We start from the raw sequence: 13,765 nt of genomic DNA on the forward strand, positions 1-13,765 counted from the left end.
CATTGAAAATCAAAAATTGTTTTTGATGTTCGATGCTGTGAGTGCCCACACAGATTGCTTGATTCAAATTGTTAAAGAGCGTCACGCTTGTCGCGTTGAGGAGGCGCATATTACGCTTCTCACTTCGAAAGTCAAGCGATTGTTTTCGCTTTTCTTTCGGCGCCCACTTCACCAAGAAGGTGGCTCATCAGTTCGGCGTGTTCCGCCGTGCTGGTAGGGGCGCATTATAGGGAGCCGCGCCGGGATGACAAGAGGAAAACTGCAAAAAATGGCACTTTTTACAGTTTTTCGGTTCAACCGTTGCTTTATTAAACAAAAGCCCCGCATCGGCGGGGCTGTTTCGGGCAAGAAACCCTGAATTCACATCATGCTGCTACCTTTTTGACCAGAATTCGCGGGCAAAGCTGCGCACCTTTTCCCAATCGGTAAATTCAATGTCCTTACTGGTGTCGGTACTGCCACCGGTAATCTTCATGATCAGCTGGATGATGCGCGTCTGCCACCAGTTATAGCGGGAGTACTGCAGCGCACCGGCAAAGACGCCCAGGGTTTTCGGCTTCCAGGGAGAGAGGCGCAGGAACTTCTTCATATAAGCATTGGTTTGCGGCGTCTGCTTCTCTGGCTTGCGGGCCGTCAGGTTGACACAGAAGAAGGCCGCATTGGCCACCTCCAGCTGCTCCTGATGAGCGTGAATAAAGCTGAACAGGCTGGGGTGGAAGTTGCCATAACGGATAGAGGCGCCGATCAAGACCTTGGCATACTTGCTGAGGTTGCACATCGGCAAGGTGTGCAGGTCGTGCATCACCACTTCGCATCCCGGCATCTGCTCCAGCATGACATCGACTATTTTGCGGGTTTGGCCATCCCGAGAGGAATAAAGCACCAGAATCTTGTCCATAACAACCTCAACTACGCCAGAATGCAGGAGTAAACAGTACCAGAAGCGTGAAAATTTCCAATCGGCCAAACAACATGGCCAACACCAGTACCCACTGGGCCGCTGGCGAGATATTGCCGAAGTTGGCTGATACCTCTCCCAGCCCCGGGCCTACGTTGGTGAAAGCCGCAGCCACAGCGGTGAATGCGGTCACTTCGTTCAGCCCCGTCATCAGCAACAGCAGCATGAACATAAAGAAGAGAATAATATAGGTGGCGAAGTAGCCCCACACCGCCTCGACGATACGCTCGGGCACCGCCCGATTCCCCAGCTTCAAGGTATAGATGGCTCTGGGGTGAACCAACCGCTTCAACTCGCGCATCCCCTGCATGAACAGGATCATAAAACGCATCACCTTGATGCCGCCCCCAGTACTGCCCGCGCAACAGCCGATAAAGGCGGAGAACATCAGCAACATCGGCAGGAACGAGGGCCAGTCGGCATAGGTCGTGGTGCTATAGCCGGTGGTGGTACCCAGAGAGACCGCCTGGAAAAGGCCGTGGTTGAGCGCCTCTTGCCAGGTGGCGTAGTGTCCGTGGGTCAGCAAGGCGACAAAGCAGATCATCACCAGAGTCGCCTGAATGGCCAGGAACACCTTGAGCTCCGAATCATAGAGGTAGCGACCGAGCCGCACCGGGCGGTGAGAGAAAACGGTAAAGTGGAGCGCAAAGTTCACGCTGGCCAGCAGCAGGAACACCACGGTAATCAGGTTGATGACCGGACTGTTGAAGAAACCGATGCTAGCATCGTGAGTGGAGAAGCCACCGACCGACAGAGTCGAGAACGAATGGCAGACCGCATCGAACAGCGTCATCCCGGCGAGCCAGTAGGCCAGCGCACAGAGCGCGGTCAGCAGCAGATAGATGAACCAGAGCGCCTTGGCAGTTTCGGCGATGCGCGGCGTCACCTTGGTATCCTTTACCGGCCCCGGGATCTCGGCACGATAGAGCTGCATGCCCCCGATACCCAGCAGTGGCAGAATGGCCACCGCCAGTACGATGATCCCCATCCCCCCCAGCCACTGCAGCAGCTGGCGGTAGAACAGAAACGCCTTGGGCAGATTATCGAGCCCAGTCAGTACCGTTGCGCCAGTGGTGGTCAGGCCGGAAAAAGATTCGAAGAAGGCCTCCGAGACCGACATATCCGGCACATCGCTCATGATGAAGGGCACCGCCCCCACACTGCCCAACACGGTCCAGAACAGCACCACAATCAGAAAGCCCTCTTTCGAGCGCATCTCCTTCTTGTGATAGCGATTGGGAAACCAGAGCACCACGCCGAGCAGCAGGGCGATCAGAAAAGAGCTGACGAACTCGGCACCACCACCATCCCGATAGCCAAAGGCCACCAGTGCAGGCAACAGCATGGTCGAGCTGAACAGCGCAACCAGCAGGCCAACAATGCGAATAATGCTCAGAATGTGCATTACAGCTCCCTTTCCCCAATTAAAGAGCGATGGATTCTAGCCATCTAAGGGGCTGAGGGATACCCGCCCATGAGTCCGGTCGGTCAATTCACGGTCCACCTGAGCCCAAACCGAGGACTCCCACGCCACCTGCAAGGTGACCTGCTGACCGTAATCCGCCGCCAGCAATTCGCCATTATGGCTGCTGATCAGCGACTCGACCGTCCCCATGTCACCGTAATCGCAGTGAATGAGAGAGGGAGTGCGTGGCACCTTGAGCAGGGTGGGCAGTTGCTTGAGGGCGGCACCGACGCCGCCTCCATAGGCTTTGACCAGCCCACCGGTGCCAAGCTGGATGCCGCCGTAGTAACGCACCACCACGGCACAGATTTCACCGATCCCCGAACCCATCAGCTGGGCCAGGATCGGTTTGCCCGCGGTACCGGACGGTTCGCCATCATCGCTGAAGCCGTAAACCTGGCTATCTTGCGGCGCGCCCGCCACAAAGGCCCAGCAGTGGTGGCGAGCGGCCGGATGTTGGCGCTTGATCTCGTTGACCCACCCCTTGGCCGCCTCGACGGTCGGGGTGTGGGCGATCAGGGTAATGAAGCGACTCTTCTTTATCTCTTCGGTCAACTCCAGCGGGGCAGCCGGAATGGAGTACGCTGCCGCCATCAGAGTCCTGCTTGTCTGGTCATGTTTTCCACCCCGTTAGCGTGCAGCACCACGTTGTCTTCGATGCGGATGCCGCCGAACGGACGCAGCGCCTCCACCTTGTTCCAGTTGACCCGCTTGCCCTGTTCGCCCTGACGCAGCGGCTCCAGCAAACTGTCGATGAAGTAGAGGCCCGGCTCGATGGTGAACACCTGACCCACCTCCATCACCCGGGTGCAGCGCAGATAGGGGAACAGCTCGGGCGCCGCCAGGTGGGTGCCGCGCTCATCCTGCATGAAACCGCCCGCATCGTGCACCTGCAAACCGAGGAAGTGGCCGAGGCCGTGGGGGAAGAAGACGTTGGTCACCCCGGTGTTGATCATCTCGTCCACCGACATATCCACCAACTCGGTCGCTTGCAGCAGGCGCGCCAGCTTGTGGTGCATCTGCAGGTGCAGCTCGCTGTAGCGGCGACCCAGTTTGATCTCCTTGATGATTTCCTGCTGCTGCTCGTCGAGGGCTGCAATCAGATCGGCAAACTCACCGCGCCGCCACGCCCAGGTACGGGTGATGTCGGAGGCATAACCGTGGAAATCGACACCGGCATCGATCAGGAAGGAGTGGCGCTCCGCATCGGGCACCCGCACGGCAGACAAGTGGGTGTAGTGAAGGATGGCCGCATTGCGGTTGATGGCAACGATATTGCCGTAGGGCGCCTCATTGGCCCCCTGCCCGACCGCCTTCATGTAGGCCAGATTGATCTCGAACTCGCTCGCCCCCGCCATAAAGGAGTCCTTGGCGGCGATATGGCCGCGCACCCCAATCCGGTTCGCCTCGCGCAGACACTCCAGCTCGTAGGGGGTTTTGTAGGCGCGGTGATAGTGCAGGTAGTTGAGCACAGCCTCTGGATTGGGCTGGGTCAGCCCCAGCAGATCGGCCACTTCCAGATGCCCCCCCAGATAGGCCCACTCCTGCTTGTTGGCAGGTAGATGATCAGCCACCTGTTCCGGCCGGGTCAGGAAGCGGATATCGAAGAACTCGACCCAGAAAGCATTGGGCAACTCCGCCACCTTGTGCCAGAAATCCACTGGACGATAGAACAGCAGGATTGGTTTGTTCACCCCGTCCACCAGCAGCCAGCAGTGGGGATTGTCCAGTACCGGCAACCAGGCCTTGAAGTGCGGGTTTACCTTGAACGGATAATCCTGATCATCGAGGAAGATGCGGTGAGTCTGGCCGGAGTGGATGGCCAGTCCGCTGAGCCCCTGTTGTTGCAGAATGTCGCGGGTGCGCTGCTGCAAGGTATCGAGGTGCTGGGCAAAAAGTTGGCTGTAGCTGCTCATGGCGTCCTGCTCCGAGGTGAATGTGATTGCAGCATAACATCAAGCGCTTGGCGGCTCGACCCGTCAAGCTGCCGCTTCGTGAGGTAACGCATACGTTACAAACGTGTTTGTTATCAACACAAAACCAATCATTAACAAATCAAAAACAATTCAATACACTGCCGGTAGATACATGAAGTCAGGGATTACTCATGGACAACCTCTGCCTGTGGCAACCGGATCCGCTCGGGATGCAGCAATCCAACCTCTACCGTTTTATGGCGGAGGTGAACCGTTTCCACGGCTTGCAGTTGCAGAACTACCCGCAGCTTTATCAATGGTCGGTGGAGAAGACCACCCGTTTCTGGCCGCTGGTATGGCAGCACTGCGGCGTCAAGGGCGAGCTCGGCAACATAGTGGCGGAGAACCGTCAAGATATGCAGCGCACCCGCTGGTTCCCCGATAGCTGCCTCAACTTCGCCGAAAACCTGCTGCGCCGTCAGGACGAGAGCCCGGCCATCATCTCCCGCATCGAAGGGGGTCTAAGCCGTACTCTTAGCTGGGGTGAACTGAGTGATCAGGTGGCCCGGCTGGCTCAGTGGCTGCGTCATCAGGGGATTGGGCGTGGCGATGTGGTCGCCGCCTATCTGCCCAATATACCGGAAACCGTGGTTGCCATGCTGGCAACCACCAGCCTCGGAGCAATCTGGACCTCCACCAGCCCCGACTTTGGCGAGGCCAGTGTGGTGGAGCGCTTCGGCCAGACCCAACCACGAGTGCTGTTTGCGGTGGATGGCTATCGCTACAACGGCAAAGCTATCGACATTCAACAGAAGGTCGCCAGCGTGGTGAGCCAGATCGGCAGCATAGAGCAGACGGTGATGATCCCGCTGCTCGGCAACCCGCTGCAGCTTGGCCACGACTGGCAACAACTGCTGGCGAGCCAGCCGGACGCCGGCCTCCAGTTCGAGCCGATGGCTTTCAACGATCCGCTCTATATCCTCTACTCCTCCGGCACCACCGGCAAACCCAAGTGCATCGTGCACGGCATCGGCGGCACCCTGCTGCAACATCTGAAAGAGCACCAACTGCACTGCGACATCAAGCCGGGGGAGCGGATCTTCTACTTCACCACCTGTGGCTGGATGATGTGGAACTGGCTGGTGAGTGCCCTCGCCTCCGGTGCCACCCTGGTGCTCTATGACGGCTCGCCGTTTTATCCGGACGGCAACGTGCTGTGGGATCTCGCCCATGACGAGCAGGTCAGCTTGTTCGGTACCTCGGCCAAGTATCTCGACGCACTGCACAAGCAGGGTTACGCCCCCATCAAGAGCCACGACTTGCCGCACTTGCGGCTGATCTGCAGCACCGGATCTGTGCTGTCGCCGGAGGGATTTGACTACGTCTACCAGCAGATAAAGCAGGATGTGCAGCTCAGCTCCATCTCCGGCGGCACCGACATCTGCTCCTGCTTCGTCATCGGCAACCCGCTCAGCCCTGTCTATCGCGGCGAGAGCCAGGGGCGCGGCCTCGGCCTCGCGGTGCAGGTATTCAACGAAGCGGGCCAGCCGGTGCAGGGGGAGAAGGGCGAGCTGGTCTGCACCAAGCCGTTCCCGGCTCAGCCCATCTACTTCTGGGGTGACGAGAATGGCGACAAGTACCACGCCGCCTACTTCGAGCGGTTCGACAACATCTGGTGCCACGGCGACTGGATCGAGCTGACCCCGACCGGCGGCATTCTGTTCTACGGCCGCTCCGACGCCACCCTCAACCCGGGCGGCGTGCGCATCGGCACCAGCGAGATCTACCGCTATGTCGAACAGCTCGACGAAGTGGAAGAGAGCATCGTCATCGGCCAGCAGTGGCAGCAGGACGAACGGGTGGTGCTGTTCGTCAAGCTCAAGGCGGGTTGCAAGCTTGATGAGCCGCTGCGCGAGCGGATCCGCCAGCAAATAAAGCAGCACTGCACCGCCCGCCACGTGCCCGCCCGCATCCTGCAGGTGGATGCCATCCCCCGCACCAAGTCCGGCAAGATCGTCGAACTGGCGGTGCGGGAAGTCGTGCACAATCGGCCCGTCAACAATACTCATGCCCTCGCCGATCCCGATGTGCTGAACCAGTATCGAAACCGGCCTGAACTGGCCAGTTGATTACAAACTCACATCTATCCGAGGCGCCGCAAGGCGCCTCTCTTTCGCCCGTTTTGTGATGAAGAGCTTTTACTCGAGATCTGTTAAACAAATGTTTTAAATAGGTGTTGAAAATGTCTCCTTTTGGATCAATAGTGAGCCTCGCCCCCTGCTGGGGATTAAGGAGCACCACTCCCCACTGAGTGGGAACAAGGAGACACTCTCATGATCTACCAAGGCGAAACCCTGTCGGTCAGCTACCTCGAAAACGGCATCGCCGAGCTGAGGTTTGATGCCCCGGGTTCAGTCAACAAGCTGGATCGCGCTACCCTGCTCTCCCTGAGCGAAGCGATCGCCGCATTACAACAAGAACGTGAACTAAAAGGTCTGATCCTCACCTCCGGCAAAGACGCCTTTATCGTCGGTGCCGACATTACCGAATTCCTAGAACTGTTCGATCTGCCGCAAGAAGATCTGCTCGGCTGGCTGAAAAAGGCCAACGACATCTTCAATGCCATCGAAGATCTGCCGGTTCCGACCCTCTCTGCCATCAAGGGCCACGCCCTGGGCGGGGGCTGCGAGACCATCCTCTCCACCGACTTCCGTCTGGCTGACACCAGCGCCAAGATTGGCTTGCCCGAGACCAAACTCGGCATCATGCCGGGCTTTGGCGGCACAGTCCGTCTGCCGCGAGTGATCGGCGCCGACAACGCGCTCGAGTGGATCACCACCGGCAAGGATTACCGTGCCGATGACGCCCTCAAGGTGGGCGCCATCGACGCCGTGGTCGCCCCGGACGCACTGCAGAGCGCTGCGCTGCAGATGATCAAGGACGCCATCGCGGGCAAGCTGGACTGGCAGAGCCGTCGCGCCGCCAAAAAAGCGCCGCTGCGCCTCTCCAAACTGGAAGCCATGATGAGCTTCACCACCGCCGCCGGCATGGTTGCCGCCGTAGCGGGCAAACACTATCCGGCGCCGATGACCGCGGTGAAAACCGTCGAGGCCGCCGCAGGTATGGGCCGTGACGAGGCGCTGGCCGTTGAGGCACAGGGCTTTATCAAGCTGGCCAAGACCGATGTCGCCAAGGCACTGGTCGGCATCTTCCTCAACGATCAGCACATCAAGGCACTGGCCAAGAAGGCAGCCAAGCAAGCAAGCAAGGCCACTGGCCACGCCGCCGTACTGGGTGCCGGCATCATGGGTGGCGGCATCGCCTACCAGTCTGCCAGCAAGGGCATTCCGGCGGTGATGAAGGATATCAACGAGAAGGCGCTGGCACTTGGCATGGGCGAAGCCACCAAGCTGCTCAACGGCCAGCTCGAAAAGGGCCGCATCGATGGCATCAAGATGGGCCAGGTGCTCTCTGCCATCACTCCGACCCTCAGCTATGACAACGTCAAGCATGTGGATGTGGTGGTCGAAGCCGTGGTCGAGAATCCCAAGGTGAAAGCCGCCGTACTGGGTGAAGTGGAAGGGATCATTGGCGAAGACGCCGTGCTCGCCAGCAACACCTCCACCATTCCCATCTCCCTGCTGGCCAAGGGGCTGAAGCGCCCGCAGAACTTCTGCGGCATGCACTTCTTCAACCCGGTGCACCGCATGCCACTGGTGGAGATCATCCGCGGCGAGCAGACCTCCGATGAAACCATCAACCGCGTGGTGGCCTATGCCGCCGCCATGGGCAAGTCCCCTGTGGTGGTCAACGATTGCCCGGGCTTCTTCGTCAACCGGGTGCTGTTCCCCTACTTCTTCGGCTTCAACAAGCTGGTCGCCGATGGCGCCGACTTCGCCGCCGTCGACAAGGTGATGGAGAAAGAGTTCGGCTGGCCCATGGGCCCCGCTTACCTGCTGGATGTAGTCGGTATCGACACCGGTCACCATGCCGGTGACGTGATGGCGCAGGGCTTCCCGGCGCGCATGAGCAAGGAAGGTCGCACTGCCATCGACGTGATGTACGAAGTGAACCGCTTCGGTCAGAAGAACGGCAAGGGCTTCTACGCCTACGAGCAGGACAAGAAGGGCAAGCCGAAGAAGGTGGCTGACGCAGCTAGCTACGAGCTGCTGGCCCCCATCGCCAAGCCGAAACAGGATTTCGACAAGGACGCCATCATCGCCCGCATGATGATCCCGATGATCAACGAGGTGGTGCTCTGTCTGGAAGAGGGCATTGTCGCCACGCCAGCCGAAGCCGACATCGCGCTGGTCTACGGTCTGGGCTTCCCTCCCTTCCGCGGCGGCGTGTTCCGCTATCTGGACACCATTGGTCTGGATCGCTACGTGGCCATGGCCGACCAGTATGCCGACTTGGGCCCGCTCTACCGCGTCAGCGACCGCTTACGCGAGATGGCTGCCCAAGGCAAAACCTTCTACTGATTGCGGAAAGGAGATCCATTCATGAAAGACGTAGTCATTGTCGACTGTATCCGGACCCCGATGGGCCGGTCCAAGGGCGGCGCCTTCCGCAACGTGCGTGCAGAAGATCTGTCCGCGCACCTGATGAAATCCATCCTGCTGCGCAACCCCAACCTCGACCCGAACGAGATCGAGGATATCTACTGGGGCTGCGTGCAGCAGACCCTGGAGCAGGGCTTCAACATCGCCCGCAACGCCGCACTGCTGGCCGGTATTCCGAAGCAAGTGGGGGCGGTTACCGTCAACCGCCTGTGTGGCTCCTCCATGCAGGCGCTGCACGACGCCTCCCGCGCCATTCAGGTGGGTGATGGGGATATCTTCATCATCGGCGGCGTTGAGCACATGGGCCACGTGCCGATGAGCCACGGCGTTGACTTCCATCCCGGCATGGCCAAGTCGGTGGCGAAAGCCTCCGGCATGATGGGGCTGACCGCCGAAATGCTCGGCAAGCTGCACGGCATCAGCCGTCAGCAGCAGGACGAGTTTGCCGCCCGCTCCCACCGCCGCGCTCACGCCGCCACTGTGGAAGGACGCTTTGCCAAGGAGATCGTCGGGCTGGAAGGCCATGACGCCAGCGGCGCCCGCTTCTTCTACGACTATGACGAGGTGATCCGTCCGGAGACCACGGTCGAAACCCTGAGCCAACTGCGCCCAGTGTTTGACCCGGTCAACGGCACCGTCACCGCCGGCAGCTCCTCGGCCCTATCCGATGGCGCCGCCGCCATGCTGGTGATGAGCGCGGATCGCGCCAAGGCCCTCGGCCTCATACCGCGAGCCAAGGTACGTGCCATGGCCATCGCCGGCTGTGACGCCGCCATCATGGGTTACGGCCCGGTGCCGGCGACCCAGAAGGCGCTCAAACGTGCTGGCCTGACTGTTGGTGATATCGACCTGTTCGAGCTGAACGAGGCGTTTGCCGCCCAGTCTCTGCCCTGCGTGAAGGATCTGGGTCTGCAGGATCAGGTGGACGAGAAGGTAAACCTGAACGGCGGCGCCATTGCGCTGGGTCACCCCCTCGGCTGCTCCGGCGCCCGCATCTCCACCACCCTCATCAATCTGATGGAGGAGAAGGATGCCACCCTGGGGGTTGCCACCATGTGTATCGGTCTGGGTCAGGGCATCGCCACCGTGTTTGAACGGGTGTGATAACCAGCCGGATCGACGGGATGCACTACTGAGAGTTGTCCCTTTTCGGGGCCAGTCTGACTGGCCCCTTTTCAAGTCTGTGACGATCGCCACACGGGGTGCTCGTCAGTGGTCAGAAGCTGTCTGTTGGCCGTCCCGTTTGGGTCGGCCTTTTTTCGTTTTAATCTTATCAATAGGCTGTTATTGCCTTAAACCTCACATTAGATGGGGGGCTTGCTTGCTTTTTACTCCCCCGACAGGTTCAATCTGCACAAAAAAATGGGTGGATGCACATACATATGTCAATGAGCAAACAACTGCTGATCGTCGATGACGACCAAGAGATCCGCGAGCTGCTCAATGAGTACCTGACCCGGGCGGGCTTTCAGGTATTGACGGCAGCGGAGGGCAACGAGATGCGTCAGCAACTCGCCCAGCACAGCCCGGATCTGATTATTCTGGACATCATGATGCCCGGTGAGGACGGTTTTACCCTCTGCCAGCAGATCCGTCGTGACTCCCAGGTGCCCATCATCATGCTGACCGCCGCCTCCGACGAAGCGGATCGGGTGATCGGCCTGGAACTCGGCGCCGATGATTATATCGCCAAGCCGTTCAGCCCCCGTGAACTGCAGGCCCGCATCAAGGCGCTGCTGCGCCGCGCCGAATTCCGCCAGCCGGAAAAAGAGAAAGAGCCGAGCCGCCGCCTGCGTTTTGCCGAGTGGACCCTCGACACCCTGAGCCACCAGCTGACCCATGATGATGGCAGCCTGCTGGATCTCTCCGGCAGCGATGCCATGCTGCTCGGGATGTTCCTGCAACAGCCCGGCGTGGTGCTGGATCGCGACACCATCTCGGATGCCACCCGCGGCCGCGAAAGCCTGCCGATGGAGCGCGGCATCGACGTACAAATCAGCCGTCTGCGCCAGAAGCTGGGCGACAACGGCAAGAGCCCGCGCATCATCAAGACCATTCGCGGCAGTGGCTACATGCTGATTGCCGAGGTGCACGAGCTGCCATGAGCAACAAGTGGTCCTGGGGGGCGCTGGTGCCCCGCTCCCTGTTGTCACGGATGATCCTGCTGCTGTTGCTGGCCATCCTGCTCTCCCAGACCATTCTGACCGGCATCTGGATGCAGCAGATCCAGAAGCGGGAGCTGGAGGGGATGCTCAGCACCACCCGCAACCTCGCCATGTCTGCCGCCTCCACCGTCAACTTCTTCAAATCCCTGCCGCTGCAGTATCGCCATATCGCGCTGGACCAGCTGCGCAACATGGGGGGCAGCCGCTTCTTCGTCTCGCTCAACGAGGAAGAGATCCACATCAACGCCATCCCCGACAGCGAACGCAAGACGCAGGTGCTGGAGGAGGTGCAGGGAGTGCTGACCCGCAAGCTCTCCGACGCCATGGCGATCAAGGTGGATTTCTCCCGGCCCGACGACCTCCACGTCTTCAACAACGACACCCTGCTGGCGGATCTCCCCTCCTCCTGGGCCCGCTACACCCTGTCGCTGGAGCCGCTCAATCCACCGGTACTGGTGACCCAGATCGAGATTGAAAAGGGGGAGTGGCTCTATCTGGCGGCCCTGCTGCCCGCCCCCTACATGACCCTCGACGATACCGTGATGCCGAGCAACCAGGTGCGCTTCATCGCCCTGATGACGGTGTTCCTCTGCTTCTTCACCTTTATGCTGGTGCGCTGGCAGACCCGCCCGCTGCGCCGTCTCGCCAAGGCGGCGGTGAATCTCGGCAAGGATATCGATCAGCCTTCGCTCAAGGAGGAAGGAGCATCGGAAATCGTGGCGGCCACCCGCGCCTTCAACATCATGCAGCACCGCATTCGTCGCTATATCGACGATAGAGAGCGGCTGTTCAGCTCCATCTCCCACGACCTCAAGACCCCCATCACCCGACTGCGACTGCGGGTCGAGCTGCTCGATGACGAGGTACAGATCGCCAAGTTCAACAAGGATCTCGACGAACTGGAGCTGATGGTGAAAGGAGCGTTGCAGACGGTCAAAGAGACCGACATTCACGAGAATATCGAGGAGATCGACATCAACGCCCTGCTGGAGCAGATGGCGGAGTCGATGAACCTGCACGACGAGCGGCTGATCATCGAAGGGCACTGCAAGTGGCCCTATCGCGGCAAGCTGCTGGCGCTCAAACGCTGCATCGGCAATCTGGTAGACAACGGCATCAAGTACGGCCAGCGGGTACGCATCATCATCATGGATGACGAGGAGATGCTGATCCTCTTTATCATGGATGAAGGCCCCGGCCTGCCGGACGATCAGTTCGAGCGCATTTTCGAACCCTATTACCGGCTCAGTACCGATCAGGCTGGCACCGGCCTCGGCCTTGGCATCGCCCGCAACATAGCCCACGCCCACGGCGGCGATCTGGTGCTGGAAAACCGTCCGCAAGGTGGCCTGCAAGCCACGCTCTCCCTACCAAGGCAGTAACCTTATGAAGTGGTTGTCTTTTTCTGTCATCGCCCTGCTCTCAGCTCCCGTTGCCGCCTCCCAGGTGGAAGTGCTGCACTGGTGGACGTCCGGCGGCGAAGCGAAAGCGGTCGAAGTGCTCAAATCCGAGTGGACCAAACAGGGCAACCAGTGGAACGACTTTGCAGTGCAGGGCGGCGGCGGCAAGAGCGCCATGACGGTATTGAAGAGCCGGGCATTGGCGGCCAACCCGCCCGAAGCGGCCCACCTCAAGGGCTATGAGCTCAAGGAGTGGGCCGGACTCGGCTTCCTGCGCGATCTCAGCCCGATGGCCGAACACCTCGGCTGGTACAGTCAGATGCCGCCCATGGTGCGGGCCACCCTCAGCCAGAATGGCGCCCTGATGGCGGTGCCCACCGGCATCCACCGGGTCAACTGGCTGTGGCTCAACCGCAAGATCTTCGAGCGCAACAAGCTGACTCCACCCACCGACTGGGCCCAGTTTGTTACCGTCTCCGACCAGCTTAAAAAACGGGGCATCACTCCGCTCGCCATTGGCAACGAGCCCTGGCAGCTGGCAGTGTTGTTTGAAACGGTGGCACTCGGTGAGGGGGGCAAGGAGTTCTACCGCAAGGCGTTCCTCGAGCAGGACCGCGCCACCCTGACCGGCCCCGACATGGTGCGGGTGTTGACCCGTTTCCAGCAGCTGCGCGCCTATGTGCCGCAAAAATACGCCGGACTGAAATGGCATCAAGCCACCAATCTGCTGGAGAGCGGTGGCGCCGCCATGCAGGTGATGGGGGACTGGGTGAAGGGTGAACTTAGTGCCGGTAACTACCGGCCGGGTGAGGATATCGCCTGTCTGCCTAGCCCGGGCAGCGCCGGACTGTTCAGCTACAACCTCGACTCCATCGCCATGTTCAAACAGCGGGATCCGGCCCAGCTGCAGGCGCAGGGGGATCTGGCCCAACTGCTGATGACGCCGAAATTCCAGGAGGAGTTCAATCGGGTGAAAGGGTCTATCCCGGCGCTGACCAATCCCGACATGAGCAAGTTCGACCGCTGCGCCGTCCGCTCCTATCAGGATTTCCTGCTGGCGGAAAAGCAGGACAACCTGCTGCCCAGCATGGCGGAAGGGATGGCGACGCCGACCAATATGCGGCAGGCGATCCTCGATGTGCTGAGCAACTTCTTCAACGACCCCAAGGCCAACCCGGAGCAGACGGCGCTGCATCTGGAGCGGGCCATGCGCTCGACCCGCTGATCCGGGCACATTGCCAAACGGCAGAAATGACAAAGGCGGAATTGCTCCGCCTTTGTTGTTGAATCGTCATCCGA

10 protein-coding genes are annotated in these 13,765 nt (G+C 60.1%); 6 read left to right on the plus strand and 4 right to left on the minus strand.

The features are described from left to right. Positions 1-373: 373 nt before the first annotated feature. The 4 genes from hemG to pepQ are packed head-to-tail and all read right to left on the minus strand — an operon-like array spanning position 374 to position 4,339. Positions 374-898, minus strand: a complete 525-nt coding sequence (gene hemG, locus ACTG20_RS01125) for a menaquinone-dependent protoporphyrinogen IX dehydrogenase (protein ID WP_005339483.1) — start codon at positions 896-898, stop codon at positions 374-376. Positions 899-905: 7 nt separating this feature from the next. Further along, positions 906-2,363: a TrkH family potassium uptake protein gene (locus ACTG20_RS01130; RefSeq protein WP_005339482.1), complete on the minus strand. Its 1,458-nt coding sequence runs from the start codon at positions 2,361-2,363 to the stop codon at positions 906-908. Positions 2,364-2,399: 36 nt separating this feature from the next. Next, entirely contained in the window at positions 2,400-3,017 is a 618-nt protein-coding gene (locus tag ACTG20_RS01135; protein WP_043825947.1) for a YigZ family protein, read from the minus strand. Further along, complete coding sequence (gene pepQ / locus ACTG20_RS01140) at positions 3,017-4,339, minus strand: Xaa-Pro dipeptidase (protein ID WP_194494593.1); 1,323 nt, start codon at positions 4,337-4,339, stop codon at positions 3,017-3,019. Before pepQ ends, ACTG20_RS01135 begins: the two co-directional genes overlap by 1 nt. 191 nt (positions 4,340-4,530) lie before the next feature. Here pepQ and ACTG20_RS01145 point away from each other — a divergent pair, with 191 nt between their 5' ends. From ACTG20_RS01145 to ACTG20_RS01170, 6 genes are all read left to right on the plus strand, one after another. Beyond that, complete coding sequence (locus ACTG20_RS01145; RefSeq protein ID WP_194494592.1) at positions 4,531-6,468, plus strand: acetoacetate--CoA ligase; 1,938 nt, start codon at positions 4,531-4,533, stop codon at positions 6,466-6,468. Between the two features lie 204 nt (positions 6,469-6,672). Next, on the plus strand, positions 6,673-8,820 hold the full coding sequence (fadB, locus tag ACTG20_RS01150) for a fatty acid oxidation complex subunit alpha FadB (protein ID WP_194494591.1): 2,148 nt from the start codon (positions 6,673-6,675) through the stop codon (positions 8,818-8,820). A 21-nt stretch (positions 8,821-8,841) separates the two neighbouring features. Then, on the plus strand, positions 8,842-10,005 hold the full coding sequence (fadA, locus tag ACTG20_RS01155; RefSeq protein WP_194494590.1) for an acetyl-CoA C-acyltransferase FadA: 1,164 nt from the start codon (positions 8,842-8,844) through the stop codon (positions 10,003-10,005). A 278-nt stretch (positions 10,006-10,283) separates the two neighbouring features. Then, a complete protein-coding gene (locus ACTG20_RS01160) occupies positions 10,284-11,006 on the plus strand; it encodes a response regulator (protein WP_005339475.1) in 723 nt (240 codons plus the stop codon). Then, positions 11,003-12,448: an ATP-binding protein gene (locus ACTG20_RS01165; protein WP_162518398.1), complete on the plus strand. Its 1,446-nt coding sequence runs from the start codon at positions 11,003-11,005 to the stop codon at positions 12,446-12,448. Before ACTG20_RS01160 ends, ACTG20_RS01165 begins: the two co-directional genes overlap by 4 nt. A gap of 4 nt (positions 12,449-12,452) precedes the next feature. Beyond that, positions 12,453-13,691: an ABC transporter substrate-binding protein gene (locus ACTG20_RS01170; protein ID WP_194494589.1), complete on the plus strand. Its 1,239-nt coding sequence runs from the start codon at positions 12,453-12,455 to the stop codon at positions 13,689-13,691. Positions 13,692-13,765 lie beyond the last annotated feature (74 nt).

The sequence above is a fragment of the Aeromonas sp. 84A genome (genome assembly GCF_051919345.1).
Classification (GTDB): Bacteria; Pseudomonadota; Gammaproteobacteria; order Enterobacterales; family Aeromonadaceae; genus Aeromonas; species Aeromonas veronii.